The sequence below is a fragment of the Brachybacterium halotolerans subsp. kimchii genome, from assembly GCF_020792675.1.
Taxonomy (GTDB): Bacteria; Actinomycetota; Actinomycetes; order Actinomycetales; family Dermabacteraceae; genus Brachybacterium; species Brachybacterium halotolerans.
Map to the genome: position 1 here is coordinate 1,538,051 of NZ_CP086254.1, position 18,491 is coordinate 1,556,541.

Sequence of the window (18,491 nt, forward strand, 5' to 3'; positions counted from 1 at the left end):
CTCAGCCCGCCGCCCGCCTCGCCATCCGGCCGGCGGTGCGTGCTCGCGCGCCGCTCTGGAACAATGGCCCCATGCCGCAGAGCTTCGCCGACCTGACGCCCCCGATCGCCCTCACGCCGCTGGACGGCCGCTACCGCGACCAGGTCGCGCCGCTGGTCGACCACCTCTCCGAGGCCGCCCTGAACCGTTCCCGGCTGATCGTGGAGACGGAGTGGGTCATCCACCTCCTGGACAACGAGGCGATCCCGGGCCTGCGCACCCTCACCGAGGACGAGCGCGCGCTGCTGCGCGCGATCCCCGAGGACTTCGGCGCCGAGGGCATCGCCGAGCACAAGGAGATCGAGCGCGAGACCGTGCACGACGTCAAGGCCGTCGAGTACTACATCAAGCGCCGCCTGCAGGGCACCTCCCTCGAGCCGCTCGCCGAGATCGTGCACATCTACTGCACGAGCGAGGACGTCAACAACCTCGCCTACGCGCTCATGATCAAGGGCGCCGTCCACGAGGTGTGGCTGCCCGCCTTCGAGGGCGTGGTCGCCCAGATCGCCGAGCTCGCCCGCGAGACGGCCGACGTCCCGATGCTCTCGCGCACCCACGGCCAGCCGGCGACGCCCACCACGCTGGGCAAGGAGCTCGCCGTGTTCGCGCACCGCCTGCAGCGGCAGGCGCGGCGGATCCCCGCCAACCAGACCCTCGGGAAGATCAACGGCGCCACCGGCACGTACGCGGCGCACACGATCTCCGTGCCGGACACCGACTGGGAGCAGATCTCCCGCAGCTTCGTCGAGCACCTCGACCTCACCTGGAACCCGCTGACCACCCAGATCGAGTCCCACGACTGGCAGGCCGAGCTGTACGCGGACATGGCCCGCGCGGGCCGCATCCTCCACAACGTCGCGACCGACGTGTGGACCTACATCTCGCTGGGCTACTTCCGTCAGCGCCTGTCCGCGCAGGGCGGCACGGGCTCCTCGACGATGCCGCACAAGGTGAACCCGATCCGCTTCGAGAACGCCGAGGCGAACCTCGAGATCTCCGGCGCGCTGCTCGACGTGCTCAGCCAGACCCTCGTCACCTCGCGCATGCAGCGGGACCTCACCGACTCCACGACGCAGCGCAACGTGGCCCCCGCGATCGGCCACTCGCTGCTGGCGATCCAGAACATCTCCAAGGGCCTCGCGGGCCTGGACGTGGACGCCGAGGCGATGGCCGCCGACCTCGAGGGCAACTGGGAGGTGCTCGGCGAGGCCGTCCAGTCCGTCATGCGCACCCTGGGCGTCCAGGGCCACGAGGGCCTGGACAACCCCTACGAGCGGCTCAAGGAGCTCACCCGCGGCCACCGGGTGACCGGCGAGGACATGCGGGCCTTCATCAGTGATCTGGGCCTGCCCGACGCCGAACGGGATCGTCTGCTCGCCCTCACCCCGGCGACGTACGTCGGCCGCGCGCCGCGGCTCGTGGGGCATCTGGACGACTGACCGCCCTCCCCCGCCCCCAGATCAGGGCGACCGCCGCGATCGCCAGGATCCACGGCAGGTACGCCACGTAGCGGAACGGCTGGGCGATGGGCGCGGCCGCCATCAGCGTCGCCCACAGCAGCAGGGCCGGGAAGGCGACGACGAGGACCTCCCCTCGTCGTCCGTACCAGGCGGCCGCCACGACCAGCGCGAGCGCCCACACCCAGGTCCCTGCTCCCGGAGTGAGATCCAGACCAGCGCGGTACACGGACTCCATCCGCGTCCCGACGGCCTCCCCCAGCAGGGGCCGCTTCACGACGCCATGGCTCGCGAGATCCGCCAGGATCTCGTCGCGGTCCCCGGGCGCGTTCGAGATCGGCTCGAGGAAGAACGACTGCGAGGTGGCACCGACTCCGACGGCGTCCCATCGCCACAGCTGCGAGGTCTGATCGCGGTATCCCGCGAGCATCGGCCCCGGGCAGCGGACCAGCGTGCGGGCGACGACCGACAGGAAATCGCCCCCGGAGCCCTGGAGGGCGTCCTCGGAGAACACGGGGTCGTACTTCACGGGGTCCACGCTCTGCGGGCGGAACACGCCGCGCCACTTCTGCAGCGGCATGATCCGATCCAGGGTGCGGGCGTCCTCGGGCGCGATGCACTGCGGCTCGTGGACGAGGGTGCTGCCCACCATCTGCAGGGGCACGCCCAGGCTCTCGACGCTCTTCTGCGGGCCCGCGGCGAGGGTCAGGATCTGCTGCGGGAGCAGCGCGACCACCACGATGCCCGCGACCCACAGGAACGCCGCGCGCCGTGCCCTCCGCGCCAGCACGACGAGGAGCACACCGATCACCGCGAGGATCACGAGCGCGTTGTTCCGGGTCAGGGCGAAGCCGAGCATCGACAGCACCATCACGCACACGAAGCCCCGACGGCGGAGGCACCGCCCGTCCGTCTGCTGGATGCTCAGCAGCACGGGCACCAGCAGCAGCGTGAAGCCCGTGAACGCGGCATCCTTGACCAGGGCGAACGTGAAGTTCGCCGTGATCGGCAGGAGTCCGAGCACCACCGCGAGGGCGAGGAGCACCGCACGCGGGACCCCCATCCTCGAGAGCACGCGCAGCGTCCAGGACAGGCCGAGGCCGTACAGGATCACCTGGAGCAGCACCAGGGCGATGATCCCCGGGAGCATGCTGCCGGTGACCAGTCGCAGACCGTGCACGACGCCGCTGATGACCATCGAGTAGACGAGCGGCTGCTGCGGCGCGACGCCGAGAGGGTTGCGGATGCTCCAATAGGTGTCGTTCATCGCGTCCAGCGGACCCACCGCCGCCCACATGAGCAGCCAGAGCACCGCGCTGATCCCCGCCATGCCCAGGCACGACCGCCACGAGGCGGGGCCGCCCGCCCCGCGCGGATCCCTCGCGGTGCGCGCGTCCACGGCGCTGAGCAGGATCCACATCCCCGCGGCGATCACCCCCGCGACCACGAGGTGCCGCACGATCCTCCCGCCGCTCCACGGCATCTGGGCTGCGGGGACGGCGAGGACGTCGGCCAGAGCGAGGAGGAGAGCGGGCGCGAGCGCGAACACCGCTTTGCGTGCGCCGCCGCGCAGGACCTCGAGTGCCACCGGGGCATCCCATCACACTCGAGGTCAGGCCCGAGCACGACCCGCCGTCAGGCCCGGGCGCTCCCGCCGCGGGAGAAGATCACGCGGTAGCAGACGAAGTTGCACACCGCGGCGACGCCGACGGCGATGATCTTCGCGGCGATCGCCACGACGCCCTCGGGGGCCCGCGGGAAGAGCGCGCCGCAGGCGTGCACCACCCCGGTGATGATCAGCGTCTGGATCACGAGCGCGGTCACCAGGGTGACGGCCAGGAACGGCACGAACGCCCGGACGCCGGTGCCGTGCGCCCGGAAGACGAAGGCGCGGTTCACCGCGAAGCTCACGCAGATGGTGATCAGCGTGGACACGACGTGCGCGGCGATCGGCGGCCAGTGCATCAGCAGCGTTCCGCCCGAGTACAGGCACAGGTCCAGCAGCGCCATGGCGCCGCCGGAGACCAGGAAGCGCGCGACGAGGGCGCGCAGGGACGTCGCGCGCTCAGCGGCCACCGAGGCCCTGCCCCTCAGGACGCTGAAGGCGGTCGGCCTCACCTCACACCACCGGCGCGCTCTCGGGCACGATCGGCTCGGGCGCGCGCTGGTTCTGCGGCGCGCGCAGCTCCTCCGGCGACACCTCGCGCCGCGGCGCGAGCCCCGGAGTGGTCACCGGGGCGAGTCCCAGGTAGGCGAGCCGCGCTGCCTCGTGCCGGTTCCTCGTGGTGCCGGTGAGGATCACGCCGGCGGTCACCATCAGGCAGGCGATCACCATGAAGATCGCGGCGAGGAACGCGGTCGGGAAGCGCTCCACGAGGCCCGTGCGCGCGTACTCCGAGATGACGGGGATGCCGCTGATCAGGCCTGCCACGAAGGCGACGATGCTCGCGGCTCCCCAGAACACGAACGGCTTCTCGAAGGCGAAGAGCTTGGCGATCGTGAGGATGATGCGTCGGCCGTCGGAGAAGGTGCTGAGCTTGGACTCGCTGCCGTCGGGCCGCTCGCCGAAGCCGACCGGCTTCTCGATCTGGGGCACGCGCGTGGCCAGCGAGTGGACCGTCAGCTCCGTCTCGATCTCGAAGCGCTGCGAGAGCGCGGGGAAGGACTTCACGAAGCGTCGGGAGAAGACGCGGAACCCGGAGAGCATGTCGGTGACGGGCTCGCCGAAGAGCCTCGAGACCACGCTGTTGAAGAAGCGGTTCCCCCAGGCGTGGCCCTTGCGGTACGCCGAGTTGTCCGGGTCGTCGACGCGGCAGCCCAGCACGTGGTCGTAGGGGCCCTCGAGAAGCGCCTCGACCATGGCGGGCGCGGAGGCGACGTCGTAGGTGTCGTCGCCGTCGATGAGCAGGTACACGTCCGCGTCGACGTCGGCGAAGGCGCGGCGCACCACGTTGCCCTTGCCCTGGAGGGTCTCGGAGCGCACGATCGCCCCGGCCTCACGAGCCCGCTCCCGGGTCGCGTCCTTCGAGTTGTTGTCGTAGACGTACACCGTGATGCCGTCGAACGTCCCGCGCAGGTCCGACACGACCTTCGCGACGGTCGCCTCCTCGTTGTAGCAGGGGACGATGGCCGCGATGTCGAGCTGCTGCGGCGGGGGCGAAGTGGTCATCACTGCGCGAGAGTAGCAACGGGAGGTCGGCCCCGCCTCTTCCCCTGAACCGCTGGTGAATCTACAGTGAACACAGGTGCAAGGACGCACCGGACGGTCCGGCCGTCCCGGGCCGTCGCCTCGCTCCCCGCCGCGGGGAGAGGTCGAGAGGTGATGGGGATGAGCACGTTCGTCCACCCGTTCCGCGAGGGCTCCAAGGACCAGAAGGATCTGCTGGGCGGCAAGGGAGCGAACCTCGCCGAGATGACCCGGCTGGGCCTGCCCGTCCCGCCCGGCTTCACGATCACGACCGACGCCTGTCGGTACGTCATGCATCACGGCCAGAACCCGCCCGAGCTCGCCGATCAGGTGACCGCCGCGCTCGAGGACGTCGAGCAGCAGATCGGCCGACGCTTCGGCGATCGCGAGGCCCCGCTGCTGGTCTCCGTGCGCTCGGGCGCCGCGATCTCCATGCCCGGGATGATGGAGACGGTGCTGAACGTGGGCCTGAACGACGAGACCGTGCAGGGGCTCGCCGCGCAGTCGGGCTCCGAGCGCTTCGCCCAGGACTCCTACCGGCGTCTGCTGCAGATGTACGGGGCGACCGTGCTCGGCATCGAGGCGAGCATGTTCGAGGAGGCGCTCGAGGCGGTCCGCGAGGAGCGCGGAGCCGCCGACGACGCGGGACTGGACGCAGGCGCCCTGGAGGAGATCGTCGGCCGGTACCAGCAGATCATCGAGCGCGAGACCGGGAGCCCCTTCACGCAGGACCCGCGGGAGCAGCTGCGCGGCTCGATCAGCGCGGTCTTCGAGTCGTGGAACGCCCCGCGCGCCGTCATCTACCGCAACGCCGAGCACATCGACCACGAGCTGGGCACCGCCGTGAACGTGGTCGCGATGGTTTTCGGGAACCTCGACGACCGCTCCGCGACCGGCGTCGCCTTCACCCGCGACCCCTCGACCGGCGAGCACGGCATCTACGGCGACTTCCTGGTGGGCGCGCAGGGCGAGGACGTCGTCGCGGGCATCCGCAACACCCGGTCCCTCGAGGAGCTCGGCGAGGTGCTGCCCGATGCGTATCAGGAGCTGCTGCGCACCATGGACGTGCTCGAGGAGCACTACCGGGACCTGTGCGACATCGAGTTCACGATCGAGTCGGGGAAGCTGTGGATGCTGCAGACCCGCGTGGGCAAGCGCACCGCCGCCGCGGCCTTCCTCATCGCCACGACCCTCGTGGACGAGGGCGCGATCGACGAGCGCGAGGCCCTCACCCGCGTGAGCGGCGCGCAGCTCACCCGGCTCATGTTCCCGAGGTTCGCGAGCGGCGAGCGCGAGGTGCTCGCCCGCGGGATGGGCGCCTCCCCCGGCGCCGCCGTCGGCGAGGTCGTCTTCGACTCGGAGACCGTGATCGCCCGCGCCCAGGAGGGGCACGAGTGCCTGCTGGTGCGGCGCGAGACCAATCCCGACGACCTCGGCGGCATGCTCGCCGCCGAGGGCGTGCTGACCTCCCGCGGCGGCAAGACCTCCCACGCGGCCGTGGTCGCCCGCGGGCTCGGGAAGACCTGCGTGTGCGGGGCCGAGTCCCTCGACGTCGACCCGAAGGCGCGGGAGATCCGCATGAACGGGGAGGTCGTCGCCCGGGAGGGGGACGTGCTCTCGATCGACGGGGCGACCGGCGAGGTCTTCGCCGGGCGCATCCCCGTCGAGCCCAGCGAGGTCGCCCAGTACCTCGAGGGGGATCTGGCCCCCGACGATCCCGGTGCGTCGGCCCTGGTCCGCTCCGTCGACCGGCTCATGGGCGTGGCCGACGAGGTGCGGCGCATGCAGGTGCGCGCGAACGCGGACACCGCGGCCGACGCCCAGCGGGCCCGGCAGATGGGTGCGCAGGGCATCGGCCTCGCGCGGACCGAGCACATGTTCCTCGGCGAGCGCCGCGCGCAGGTCGAGAAGCTGATCCTGGCGGGCGACCCCGCCGAGCGCGAGGAGGCCCTCGCCGAGCTGCTGCCCGCCCAGCGGGAGGACTTCGCGGGCCTGCTGCGGGCGATGGGCGACCTGCCGGTGACGATCCGTCTGCTGGACCCGCCGCTGCACGAGTTCCTGCCGGACCTCACCGACCTCTCGGTGCGCATCGCCCGCGCCGAGGAAGCCGGGCGGCGGATCGAGCCGCACGAGCGCAAGGTCCTCGCCGCCGTGGAGAGGCTGCACGAGCAGAACCCGATGCTGGGGCTGCGCGGCGTGCGACTGGGCCTGACGATCCCCGGGCTGTTCGGCATGCAGGTGCGCGCGATCCTCGAGGCCGAGCTCGAGGTCAGGGCCGACGGCGGGGACCCGCACGTCGAGATCATGATCCCGCTGGTCGGGTCCGTGCGCGAGCTGCGGGCGATCCGCCACGAGATCGACGACGTCACCGAGGAGGTCACGGCCGGGGCCGGGGCCGGGGACGGCGCGGAGCTCACCACCCGCATCGGCACCATGATCGAGCTGCCGCGCGCCGCCCTGCGCGCCGGGGAGATCGCCGAGGCCGCCGAGTTCTTCAGCTTCGGCACGAACGACCTCACGCAGACCACCTGGGGCTTCTCCCGCGACGACGTCGAGGCCGGGTTCTTCTTCACCTACAAGGAGCGCGGCATCCTCTCCGACAGCCCCTTCGAGTCCCTCGACCAGTACGGGGTGGGCGAGCTGCTGCGGATCGCCGCCGAGCGCGGACGGGCCACCAATCCGGACCTCACCCTCGGCGTGTGCGGGGAGCACGGCGGGGACCCCGCCTCCATCCACTTCTTCCACTCGCTGGGCCTGGACTACGTCTCGTGCTCCCCGTTCCGCGTGCCCGTCGCGCGCCTCGAGTGCGGGCGCGCGACACTGCTCGAGGAGGGGTTCACACCGCAGCCGTGAGGGCGACCGGGGGAGGGGCCCGGGCGCGGCCTCACCCCATCCGCGGGCGCACGGAGATGACGTCCATGCTCGCCTCGTCGGTCGCGCGGATCGCGAGGGCGACCGCGGAGGCGACCGACGTCGGCTCGAGGTACTTCTCGATCTCGTAGGGGCCGTCCTCCAAGCCCCGCAGCTCGTGCTGCATGTCGGTGTCGACGCGGCCCGCATGCACGGAGCTGACCCGCACCCCGTGCTTGCGCTCCTCGAGGCGCAGGGCGTCGGTGAAGGCCCGCAGGGCGAACTTCGAGGCGCAGTAGGCGCCGCGTCCGCCGATGGAGTTGAAGCCGCTGCCGGAGTTCAGGGCGACGACGGTGCCGCGCGCCTTCCGCAGCGCGGGCAGCAGCAGTCGCGTGAGCTCGACGACAGCGGTCACGTTGACCTCCATCGAGCGGTTCCACTCGGAGACCGCCATCTCCTCGGTGGTGCCTCCCACCAGCACGCCGGCGCTGTGCACGACGCCGGCGAGACCGTCCGGCAGGTCGAGCGCCGCGACCGCTCCGCCCACGGCCGCGTAGTCGGTGACGTCCACAGCGAAGGGCTCGGCTTCGGGATAGGACGCTGCGAGCTCGGCGAGCGCCGCGGCGTCGCGGCCGCCGAGGATCAGCCGGTGGTCACCGGCGAGCTCGTCGGCGACGGCGCGGCCGATGCCGCGGGAGGCGCCGGTGATGAGGACGGCGGGCCGACGAGCGGATGCGGGACAGGTCTCGGAGATGCTCATGCGGTCATTCTCCCAGGGCGCGGTGACGGTGCGCCCGGGCGGTCTCCGTCGGCCCGTCGACCTCGGTGAGCCCCGCGTCGATCACGCGGACCGCATCACCCGGCTCCTCCCAGGCGGCCTCGTCGGACGGGAGCAGCCGGACGCGGAAGCCGTCGGCGCGCCAGGTCGCGCGCTCCCCCTCCCCCATCTGCTCGTACAGGAGCTGCGCGGCATGGCCCGCCTGCGCGGCCGTCTTGCCGGTGGAGATCTCCTCGAGCGGGGTGATCTCGACCTCGACGAAGGCCGCGGGTGCTGCGGGGGTCGTGGGAGCGGCGGGAGCGGCGGGAGCGGCGGGGGCATCCTCGCGGCCGCCCCGGGGGAACTCGGTGCCGCCCACCTGCAGCTTCGCGAGATCCTTGGGCAGCGGCTGCAGCGGCCCCGGGACGAAGGCGCGCACCTGCGCGGTGCCGTGGGCGACGGTGACGCCGGGCAGGGACTGCACCGCGTCCCAGCGGGCGCCGTCGGCCCGTCGCACGACCTTGCGGATCCAGCCCGCGCGCCAGTGCTCGACCTGCTCGGCCCACTCGCCCGTGCGGGAGCGCTCGTCGTCCAGGAGCTGCACGACGGCCTGAGCCGCGGCCTCCACGACGTCCTCGTGGTGCGCGGGGTCCGCCTTCACGCGGTGCACCACGAGCTGCATCGCCCAGGGGTTCTCATGGTCGGGTCGGTCGGGTCGCTGCACGTTCTCGCTCACGACAGGGAGCAACGGGTCCGGGCGGCTCGGCATTCCCGCAGCGTCGGCATCGGCACGGGCGTCGGTGTCGGCGTCGGCGGCGTCCCGGGGCCAGTGCACCCCTCGGTGGCACCATGTGTCCGTGGACGAGATCAGCCCTGACCCGCGGACGCGCCGGAGCGGCGCGGCACCGATAAGCCGCCGGGACGTCGACCCGCCGTCGGCGTTCCTGGTGGCCGAGATCGTGATCGTGCTGGCGCTGTCCCTGGGGCGCTCGGGGGTGTACTCGGTCGTCTCCCTCGCGCGGTCGCTCGCCGCGGGGCCGCTGAGCGGCCAGCAGGCGACGCTGAACAGCTCGCAGGACACGAATCCCTGGTTCGACCTGCTGCAGCAACTGCTCGGGATCACCTTCACCCTCGCACCCGTGGCACTGGTGATTCTGCTGCTCAGCGTGAGCGCGGGCAGTCTGCGAGCCGCCCTCGCGGGCCTCGGCCTCGCACCCGCGAGGCCGCTCGGCGACAGCGTGCGCGGCCTCGTGATCGCGGCCTGCATCGGCATCCCGGGGCTCGCCGTCTACTACGCGGGCCGGGCGATCGGCGCGACCCTCGAGGTGATCCCCGCAGCGCTGGACACGCACTGGTGGACGGTCCCCGTGCTGATCCTGCAGGCCGCGAAGAACGCCGTGCTCGAAGAGGTGATCGTCTCCGGGTACCTCGTGCAGAGGCTCGAGCGCCTGGGCGTGGGCACGGCGGGGATCCTCGTGATCACGGCGGTGCTGCGCGGCAGCTACCACCTCTACCAGGGCATCGGCCCCGGCATCGCGAACCTCGCGATGGGCCTGGTCTTCACCGAGTACTTCCGACGCACCCGCCGCGTGGGCCCTCTGGTCGTCGCCCACACACTGCTCGATGTGGTGGCGTTCGTGGGGTACGCGCTGCTGAAGGGCGTGCTGGGTCTGTAGGGCGTGGACGCGGGCTCGGGCCGGAACGCCCCCAGCCCCATGCCCTTCGCCACCTCCTGCCGATAGCCTGGGCGCATGGTCTTCTCCCTGCCTCCGCACGCCACGATCGAGCAGCGCTCCAACAACTGGGGCGGCAACCACCGCTTCACCCCGCAGGCCGTGGTCCAACCGGAGACCGAGGCCGAGGTCGTCGAGGCCGTGCGCTGGGCGATCGGACGCCGCCTGCCCGTGCGCACGATGGGCGCCGGGCACTCGTTCTCCCCGTTGATCCCCACCGGCGGCGTGCTCGTGAAGCTCGGCGCGATGAGCGGCCTGACCGGCGTTGACGCCGGGAGCGGGCGCGTGCGCGCGCATGCGGGCACTCCCCTGTCCCAGCTGTTCGAGGAGCTGTGGGCGCAGGGCCTCTCGCTGCCCGTGCAGGGCGACCACGACGCCCAGTCGATCGCGGGCGCGCTGGCCACCGGCACCCACGGCTCCGGCACGGACTCGCAGATCATGAGCGAGGCGATCACGGGCCTGCGACTCGTCGACGGGCGCGGCGAGATCGTGGAGATCGGCGAGGACGACGTGGATCGCCTGCGCGCGGCCCGCGTGTCCCTGGGCGCGCTCGGCGTGATCCTCGAGGTCGAGCTGCAGACGGTCCCTGCCTTCCACCTGCGAGATCGCCGCGAGCTCGTGGACCTCGCCCCCTCGTCGGCGGATCTGGCCGCGCTCGGGGAGAGCGCCCGCCACGTGCAGGTCCACTGGTTCCCCGCCGATGCCTCGCCCGCGCTGCTGCAGCTGGACGTCGAGGAGGGCGCGAGCGCCGCGGGGAAGGCTCTCGTGCGGCGCCTCGACGTCGCCCAGGAGGGCGAGGAGGACGCCGCACCCGCCTACCAGGTGTTCACGGGCCGCTCCACGAAGCCGTTCCACGAGATGGAGCTCGCGTTCCCCGCGGATCGGGCCGACGAGGCGTTCTCACGTCTGACCTCGCTGAACGTGGAGGACTTCCCGGAGCACCAGTACCCCCTCGAGCTGCGCTGGGTCGCCGGGGACGACACTCCCCTCTCGATCGCGCAGGGCGGGCCGCGGGTGGCGATCGCGCTGACCGCGAAGACCAGCTCGGACTACTGGCCGCTGCTCACCGCGGCCGACGCGATCGGCGAGGAGCTCGGCGCGCGCCCCCACTGGGGCAAGCTGCACCTGCTCGACCGCGCCCGGGCGGAGGAGCTCTACCCGCAGCTGGGCGTCTTCGACGAGGTGCGCGCGGAGCTCGACCCGCACGGCCTCTTCCTCAACGACCACCTGCGCGCGCTGCTGGGCTGAGTGGGGCTGGGCGGGGCTGGCCTGCCCCGGAGACGGGGCGCGGCTGGCCTGCCCCGGAGACGGGGCGCGGCTGGCCTGCCCCGGAGACGGTGACGCGCTCGGCGGCACCTCACCGAGAAGTGAGTTGTGGTCCCCGAAACGCACGAATGACGACATCAACTCACCTCTCGCGGGGGGGGATGCCGCAGCACGAGCGCGAGCGGCGGGTCGGGATCGGCCGCGCCTCAGAGCACGTAGGGCTCGGCGTCGGTCTCGCTGACCATCGGCAGCGAGGACTCGAACCAGATGTCCATGCCCCCGGCGACGTTGATCGCCTCGAAGCCGTTCTGGTTCAGCCACTGGGTGACCTGGAAGCTGCGCCCGCCGGAGCGGCACACGATGAAGAGCGGGTCGTCGTCCTCGGGCAACTCGCCCAGGTGCTCCATGAAGGAGCTCGCCGGCACGTGCTGCGCGCGCGGGGCGTGGCCGGCGGTCCATTCGTCGTGCTCGCGCACGTCGATGAGGTGCGCACCCTCGGGGATCTCGGTGGGGGCCACGGATTCGATGTCCATGGCCCCCAGCCTACGAGCCGACGGGCGGCGCGTGCTGCCCGCGAGTCGACCCGGCCGATCCGTGCCGCTCACGCGTCGGACCGGTCCGACCCGTCCCGCTCACGCCTCGGACCGCGCGACCCGTCCCACGAGCGGCGCGCTCACGGCGACGCTGAGGGCGACCAGGCCGAGCGCGCCGATCGCCGAGGCGATGTACTGCACGACCGCGCCCAGGGCGAAGCCGCCGCTCATCACGGGGGCGAGGAGGCCCGCGGCGCTCAGGCCCGCCACGATCGCGGCGAGTGCGAGCGGGATCGCGATCTCGGCGATGCGGGCGCGCTGGAGGGCGCTGACCGTCGCTCCCGCGACATGCTGCGAGCGGTAGACGCGCGCCTGGTCGAGCACGCGGGCGGTCTGCGTGACCCCGGTCGAGACGGCGGCCAGCACGGCGGCGATGCCCAGGGTGAGCAGTCCGCCGGTGTGCAGGGCGGTGCTCACGCTCACCTCGGACGAGGTCGAGTCCATATCCTCGAACATGCTGGTCAGCGTCAGGAACCCGGCGATGACGAGGCCGAAGGTGATGCCGGAGACGGCGCGCCATCCGGCGCGGGGGTCGGCCGCGAGTCGGCGGGCTCCCACCAGCAGTGCGGGCCCAGGGGCGACGGCGGCGATGATCCGTGCGACCACCCAGACCACGAACGGCCCGACGATGTTCACGCTGCCGATCACGAGCCCCATGAGGATCGCGAGCACGGCGATCAGCACGCCGATCCCGTTCGGGATCCCTCCCATGATCTGGGGCAGGATCTGGAACGCGGCGATGAACAGCACGATCAGCGCCGCCCAGACGATCAGCCGCACCACGGACATGCGCACGATCCGCGAGTCCCGGGCGACCCCGAGAGGTGAGATCGCGACGCCCGCGAGCCCGATCCCGGCGGAGACCCCCGCGAGCAGCGTCGCCGCGATCACCAGCACCGCATAGGCCCAGAGCGGCATCAGCAGCTCGCCGACGGTGAAGGGTGCCATCCCGAAGTCCAGCGCCGTGAGCGCCGGGGTGACGGCGAGGTGCGCGAGCAGCCCGACCAGCGAGCCGATGAGCGCCTGGGCGAGGACGTCGGCCACGGCGAGCGCGCCGACCTGGGCGGTGGTGCCGCCCACCAGGCGCACCGCGGCGAGGTCGCGCTCGCGGCGGGACAGGCTGAGCTTCGCGGCTGCGCTGCCCAGACTCATGGCGCTGGGCACGAGCAGCACGGTCGCGACGATCGCGCAGGACACGAGGAAGGACAGGTCGGAGGCCTCGACCGGGGGCCGGCCGTCGCCAACGGGCGCGGCGGCGGAGCGGGAGGCGAAGGCGCCGAGACCGCCGAGGACGGTCGCGAGGATGCCGGTGGAGGCCGCGAAGCCGATGATCGGCAGAGCCGTGGCGATCCCGCCGCGGCGCCGGAGGACCAGAGGAGCGGTGCTGAGGAGGCTCATCGCGCGCCTCCCCCGCGGTGGAACTGCTGGGCGATGCGGCCGTCGCGCATGGCGATCGTCCGCTCGCAGGTCGCGGCGACCGACGGGTCATGGGTGACCATGACGAGGGCCGCGCCCGCGTCTTGGCAGGCCTCGGCGAGCACCTGGAGGACGCTGTGGCCTGTGGTCTGGTCGAGCGCGCCGGTGGGCTCGTCGGCGAAGACCACCGAGGGCCGGCCGGCGAGCGCGCGGGCGATCGCGACGCGCTGGGCCTGGCCGCCCGAGAGCTGGCCGGGTCGGCGCTCGTGCATGCCCGCGAGGCCCAGACGGTCGAGCCAGGCCGACGCCTCGGCGCTCGCGGAGCGACGGGAGGCGCCGCCGAGCATGCGCGGGAGCACCACGTTCTCCAGGGCGGTCAGCTCGGGAAGGAGCTGGCCGTCCTGGAAGACGAAGCCGAAGCTCGTGCGGCGCAGCCGCGTGCGCGCGGCGTCGGAGAGGGAGTCCAGCGAGGCGCCCGCGTGGACGACGCTCCCGGAGGTGGGCGGCAGGATGCCGGCGAGCACGTGCAGGAGCGTCGTCTTCCCGCAGCCGGAGGGGCCCATCACCGCGACCGACTCGGCGGCGCGGATGTCGAGGTCCACGCCGTCCAGCGCGAGGGTCGCGCCGGCCTTCTCCCCGTAGGAGTGGCGCAGGGCACGGGCCTGGAGCACCGGGGCGGGACCGGACGGGCCCGGGACGGCGGGCTGGGGCGAGGACTGGGGTACGGGCTGTGAGGGCAGAGGTGTCGAGGTCATGGCTCCACCCTCCGCCGCGCGCCCCCGGACGCGCATCGGCCCCGGGAACGGATTCCCGGGGCCGACGTCGGACCGTGGTCTGAGACGGAGGCTCAGCCGAAGCGACCGGAGATGTAGTCCTCCGTCTGCGAGTTCGAGGGGTTGGTGAACATCTTCTCGGTCTCGTCGATCTCGATGAGGTGCCCGGGCTTGCCGGTCCCCGCGATGTTGAAGAAGCCCGTGCGGTCGGAGACGCGCGAGGCCTGCTGCATGTTGTGCGTGACGATGACGATCGTGAAGTCCTGCTTCATCTCGTGGATGAGGTCCTCGATCGCGAGCGTGGAGATCGGGTCGAGCGCCGAGCAGGGCTCGTCCATGAGGATCACCTCGGGCTTCACGGCGATCGCGCGGGCGATGCACAGGCGCTGCTGCTGGCCGCCGGAGAGACCCAGGCCGGGCTTGTCGAGGCGGTCCTTGACCTCCTCCCAGAGGTTCGCGCCCTTCAGCGAGGTCTCCACGAGCTCCTCGGACGCGGAGCGGGAGATGCGCTTGTTGTTGAGCTTGACCCCGGCCAGCACGTTGTCCTTGATGGACATCGTGGGGAACGGGTTGGGCTTCTGGAAGACCATGCCCACGCGACGGCGCACGTTCACGGGATCGACGCCCGGGCCGTAGATGTCCGAGCCCTCGATCTCGACGCTGCCCTTCGCGTAGGCGCCGGGGATGACCTCGTGCATCCGGTTCAGGGTGCGCAGGAACGTCGACTTCCCGCAGCCCGACGGGCCGATGAGGGCCGTGACCGAGCGGGGCTGGAGAGTGACGGTCACGTCCTCCACGGCGAGGAAGTCGCCGTAGTAGATGTTGAGGTCCTCCACGTTGATGGCCTGGGCCATGGGGTGTCCTTTCGGTGCGGGGCCGCGCCGCCGGCTCAGCGGCCGAGCTTGGGGGCGAAGAGGCGGCTGACGAGGCGGGCGACGATGTTCAGGATCATCACCATGAGGATGAGCGTGAGGGCTGCGGCCCACGCACGGTCGTAGTTGATCGTCGTCGAGCATGCGTACTGCATGTGCGTGATCGGGTTGGTGATGGCGTCCGAGTTGCACACGGCGTTGCCCGAACGGTACTGGCTGTTGATGAAGGTCGGCAGGGTCTGCATGCGCCCGCTGAACAGGTTGCCGTTCATCATCGGCAGGGCGCCGACGGTCAGCAGCAGGGGCGCGGTCTCGCCGATGACGCGGGCGATCGCGAGGGTGACGCCCGTGGTGAGGCCCGCGATCGAGGTGCGCAGCACGACCTTCACGATCGTGAGCCACTTGGGGACGCCCAGCCCGTAGGCGGCCTCGCGCAGCTCGAGGGGCACCAGCCGCAGCATCTCCTCGCTCGAGCGCACCACCGTCGGGATCATGAGCACGCTGAGCGCGACCGAGCCCATGAGGCCGATGCGGATGCCGGGATCGTTCGTGATGGTGATGAACAGGGCCAGGCCGAACAGGCCCGCGACGATCGAGGGGATGCCCGTCATCACGTCGACCAGGAAGGTGATGCCGCGCCCCAGCGCGCGGAGCGCGCCGTAGCGGGCGTACTCGACGAGGAAGATCGCGGTGAGCAGGCCGATCGGGACCGAGATGATGCTCGCGCCGAGGGTGATCAGCAGGGTGCCGACGATTGCGTGGGCGATGCCGCCGGACACCATGCCGCCGACGACGCCCGCCATGTCGGCGGTCCAGAAGTACCCGGGGTACGGGCTGATGAGCTTGCCGAGGCCGCGGTGCAGGACCTCCCACAGCAGGGAGATCAGCGGGATCATGGCGACGGCGAAGGCGCCGAAGACCAGCAGGGTCGCGAAGCGGTCGTTCGCCCAGCGGCGGCCCTCGCGGATCCGCGAGTAGCCGTAGCCGATGACCAGGTGCAGGACGTAGCCGAGCACCACGAGCCCGCCGATCGAGAAGCTGTCGAACAGGACCAGCACGATCGCGGCGAGTGCGATCGCGATCGCCGCGGTGAGCAGCAGGTGGTACCAGGGCAGGCGGCGCTCGGATGCTCCGGAGCCGGTGACCAGCCCGGAGGAGGCGGTGCGTGCAGGGGTGGCGCTCATGGTGTTCCCTCCTGGCCCCTCACGCCTTCGCCGAGCGCGAGACGATCGCACGGGCGAGGGCGTTGATGACGAAGGTGATGATGAACAGGACCAGGCCGGTGAAGATCAGCCGGGCCATGACGTCGGGCGTGGCCTCGGCGCTCTGGGAGGCGATGTTCGCGGCGATCGTGTTGTGCTTGCCGACCTCGAGGATGTGCAGGGAGAACGTGGCCCCCGGGGAGAGCACCATGAGCACGGCCATGGTCTCTCCGAGCGCGCGTCCGAGGCCGAGCATCGAGGCGGAGACGACGCCCGAGCGGCCGAAGGGCAGCACGACGGCGCGGATCATCTCCCAGCGGGTCGCGCCGAGCGCGAGGGCCGCCTCCTCCTGCAGCCGCGGGGTCTGCAGGAAGACCTCGCGCGAAACCGCGGTGATGATCGGCAGGATCATCACCGCGAGCACGATCGAGGCGGTCGCGAGGTTGCGCATCGGCGTGGAGGGGTCGCCGCCGAACAGCGGGAACCATCCCAGGTACTTGTTGAGCAGCTCGTAGAGCGGCTGCATCTTCGGCACCAGCCACACGCCGCCCCAGAGGCCGAAGACGACCGAGGGCACGGCCGCCAGCAGATCGATCATGAAGCCGAGCGGGGTGGCCAGTCGCCGCGGCGCGAAGTGGGAGATGAACAGCGCGATCCCGATCGAGACGGGCACGGCCATGATGAGCGCGAGCAGCGCGGCGAAGACCGTGCCGAACACGAGCGGCGCGGCGAAGGACCAGAGCGAGATGGCGTCGGGCCCGCCGCCCAGCTCCTTGCTGTCGCGGATCGCGGGGATCGAGCGGACGGTCAGGAAGATCGCGACCAGCGCGAGGGTGACGAAGATGAGCAGTCCGGAGCCGACGCTCAGCCCGGTGAAGATCATGTCGCCGGGTCGCCGCTTGGAGCGGCGGCCGGCCACGGCCTTGGATCCGCCGGGCTCGGGGCTCTGCGCGGGGTCCTGCTCCGGTGCCGTGGACGCGGGGTCTGCGGCGGCGGGGGTGCTCATGTGGCGCCTTCCTGTGGGCGGGCCGGTGAGAGGGCCGACGGCCGGGTGCGCCGCACGCGGGAGTCGTTCCCCGTGCGGCGCACCCGAGCGCCCGTCGGCCGTGCGCTCATCGATCGGTCGGGACTCAGCCCTTGGCCTTGATCTTCTCGATCGAGGCGGTGGCGTCCTTGGAGAGCGTGTCGGACAGCGGCGCGTTGCCGGCGACCTCGCCCGAGGCCTTCTGGCCCTCCGAGGAGACCACGTAGGAAGCGTAGGACTTCACGAGGTCCGCGGTCTCCTGGTCCTTGTAGGTGTCGCAGAGGGCCATGTAGGACACGAGGACCAGCGGGTAGGTCGAGGGATCGTCCAGGGTGCGATCCAGCTGGACGACGATGTCGCCGTCCTCGCGGTCCTTCTCGCGCGGGGAGTCCTCGACGGCCTTGGCGGCTGCCTCGGGCGAGTACTCGACGTACTCGTCGCCCACCTTGATCTTGGCGATGCCCAGGTTGCCGGCCTTCGAGGCGTCGGCGTAGCCGATGGTGCCGTCGCCGCCCTCGACCACGGAGATCAGACCGGAGGTGCCGTCACCGGACTGGCCGCCCTTGACGGGCCAGTCCTCGACCTCGCCGTGCTTCCACGCCTTGGGGGCGGTCTTCTCGAGGTACTGCGTGAAGTTCTCGGTGGTGCCGGAGGAGTCCGAGCGGTGCACCGGGGTGATCTTGGTCGACGGCAGGTCGGCGTCCGGGTTGTCCTTCTTGATCGCCGCGTCGTCCCAGGTGGTGATGTCGCCGGCGAAGATCCCGGCGATGGTCTCCGGGGAGAGCTGCAGGTCGTCGACGCCCTTGAGGTTGAAGACGACGGCGATCGGGGAGATGTAGATCGGCACGTCGAAGGCCTTGCCGCCCTGGCAGGCGTCGGCCGACTGCTTGATCTCGTCCTTCGTGAGGGCCGCGTCCGTGCCGGCGAACTGGACGCCCGAGTTCAGGAACTGCTCGCGGCCCGCTCCGGAGCCGACGGAGTCGTAGGTCACCTGGGCGTCGGGGTTCACGGCCTGGAAGCTCTGGGTCCAGGCGCTCTCGGCCGACTCGGCCGAGGAGGCGCCGGCGCCGGCGAGCTTGCCGGAGACGTTGCCGGCTGCGGCCGCGCCGCCCCCGTCAGACGTGGCGGTGCCGCCGTCGGAGCCGCCACAGGCGGACAGGGCGAGTGCGGCGGTGAGTCCGAGCGCGGCGAGAGGGGCGAGCGTGGTCTTGCGAACGATCACTGCGATTCCTTCCGGGGCAGGGCCCACGAGTACGAGGAGCGCGCCTCAAGAGCGACCGGGCGGGATACCCGGCGGGGGCGACATGCGCGACGCTAGGGAG

16 protein-coding genes are annotated in these 18,491 nt (G+C 71.7%); 4 read left to right on the forward strand and 12 right to left on the reverse strand.

Going from position 1 to position 18,491, the window contains the following annotated elements; genetic code table 11:
• Positions 1-71 precede the first annotated feature (71 nt).
• The gene (gene purB, locus Bra3105_RS07160; protein WP_228359209.1) at positions 72-1,478 is read left to right on the forward strand and encodes an adenylosuccinate lyase; all 1,407 of its coding nucleotides are present in this window, start codon (positions 72-74) and stop codon (positions 1,476-1,478) included.
• On the opposite strand, the gene Bra3105_RS07165 is transcribed toward purB, so the two are convergent.
• From Bra3105_RS07165 to Bra3105_RS07175, 3 genes are read right to left on the reverse strand one after another with little or no spacing between them, the layout of a single operon-like run.
• A complete protein-coding gene (locus Bra3105_RS07165) occupies positions 1,420-3,084 on the reverse strand; it encodes a DUF6020 family protein (RefSeq protein WP_228359210.1) in 1,665 nt (554 codons plus the stop codon). The two genes, purB and Bra3105_RS07165, sit on opposite strands and share 59 nt — an antisense overlap.
• A gap of 47 nt (positions 3,085-3,131) precedes the next feature.
• Positions 3,132-3,572 carry a GtrA family protein gene (locus Bra3105_RS07170; RefSeq protein WP_228359211.1) on the reverse strand — a complete coding sequence of 147 codons (441 nt, stop codon included), beginning with the start codon at positions 3,570-3,572 and terminating at the stop codon, positions 3,132-3,134.
• A gap of 43 nt (positions 3,573-3,615) precedes the next feature.
• On the reverse strand, positions 3,616-4,665 hold the full coding sequence (locus tag Bra3105_RS07175; RefSeq protein ID WP_228359212.1) for a glycosyltransferase: 1,050 nt from the start codon (positions 4,663-4,665) through the stop codon (positions 3,616-3,618).
• Between the two features lie 159 nt (positions 4,666-4,824).
• Here Bra3105_RS07175 and ppdK point away from each other — a divergent pair, with 159 nt between their 5' ends.
• Entirely contained in the window at positions 4,825-7,536 is a 2,712-nt protein-coding gene (gene ppdK / locus Bra3105_RS07180) for a pyruvate, phosphate dikinase (RefSeq protein WP_228359213.1), read from the forward strand.
• 31 nt (positions 7,537-7,567) lie between these two features.
• Here ppdK and Bra3105_RS07185 read toward each other — a convergent pair whose 3' ends face one another.
• A complete protein-coding gene (locus Bra3105_RS07185; protein WP_228359214.1) occupies positions 7,568-8,293 on the reverse strand; it encodes an SDR family oxidoreductase in 726 nt (241 codons plus the stop codon).
• A gap of 4 nt (positions 8,294-8,297) precedes the next feature.
• Complete coding sequence (locus Bra3105_RS07190; RefSeq protein WP_228359215.1) at positions 8,298-9,026, reverse strand: aminoacyl-tRNA hydrolase; 729 nt, start codon at positions 9,024-9,026, stop codon at positions 8,298-8,300.
• A 208-nt stretch (positions 9,027-9,234) separates the two neighbouring features.
• Here Bra3105_RS07190 and Bra3105_RS07195 point away from each other — a divergent pair, with 208 nt between their 5' ends.
• Complete coding sequence (locus Bra3105_RS07195) at positions 9,235-9,966, forward strand: CPBP family intramembrane glutamic endopeptidase (protein WP_407650915.1); 732 nt, start codon at positions 9,235-9,237, stop codon at positions 9,964-9,966.
• Positions 9,967-10,041: 75 nt separating this feature from the next.
• A complete protein-coding gene (locus tag Bra3105_RS07200) occupies positions 10,042-11,271 on the forward strand; it encodes a D-arabinono-1,4-lactone oxidase (protein WP_228359217.1) in 1,230 nt (409 codons plus the stop codon).
• Positions 11,272-11,495: 224 nt separating this feature from the next.
• Here Bra3105_RS07200 and Bra3105_RS07205 read toward each other — a convergent pair whose 3' ends face one another.
• From Bra3105_RS07205 to pstS, 7 genes are all read right to left on the reverse strand, one after another.
• On the reverse strand, positions 11,496-11,822 hold the full coding sequence (locus tag Bra3105_RS07205) for a rhodanese-like domain-containing protein (protein WP_228359218.1): 327 nt from the start codon (positions 11,820-11,822) through the stop codon (positions 11,496-11,498).
• A gap of 99 nt (positions 11,823-11,921) precedes the next feature.
• A complete protein-coding gene (locus Bra3105_RS07210; RefSeq protein WP_228359219.1) occupies positions 11,922-13,280 on the reverse strand; it encodes a permease in 1,359 nt (452 codons plus the stop codon).
• On the reverse strand, positions 13,277-14,053 hold the full coding sequence (locus tag Bra3105_RS07215) for an ABC transporter ATP-binding protein (RefSeq protein ID WP_228359220.1): 777 nt from the start codon (positions 14,051-14,053) through the stop codon (positions 13,277-13,279). The genes Bra3105_RS07210 and Bra3105_RS07215 overlap by 4 nt, the downstream gene beginning before the upstream one ends.
• A gap of 92 nt (positions 14,054-14,145) precedes the next feature.
• Positions 14,146-14,925: a phosphate ABC transporter ATP-binding protein PstB gene (gene pstB / locus Bra3105_RS07220; protein WP_200502867.1), complete on the reverse strand. Its 780-nt coding sequence runs from the start codon at positions 14,923-14,925 to the stop codon at positions 14,146-14,148.
• Positions 14,926-14,960: 35 nt separating this feature from the next.
• Complete coding sequence (pstA, locus tag Bra3105_RS07225; RefSeq protein WP_228359221.1) at positions 14,961-16,127, reverse strand: phosphate ABC transporter permease PstA; 1,167 nt, start codon at positions 16,125-16,127, stop codon at positions 14,961-14,963.
• A gap of 19 nt (positions 16,128-16,146) precedes the next feature.
• Positions 16,147-17,151 (reverse strand): phosphate ABC transporter permease subunit PstC, encoded by a 1,005-nt coding sequence (pstC, locus tag Bra3105_RS07230; protein ID WP_407650901.1) that lies wholly within the window; start codon positions 17,149-17,151, stop codon positions 16,147-16,149.
• Positions 17,152-17,275: 124 nt separating this feature from the next.
• Positions 17,276-18,391, reverse strand: coding sequence for a phosphate ABC transporter substrate-binding protein PstS (gene pstS / locus Bra3105_RS07235; protein ID WP_228359222.1), 1,116 nt, complete (start codon positions 18,389-18,391; stop codon positions 17,276-17,278).
• Positions 18,392-18,491 lie beyond the last annotated feature (100 nt).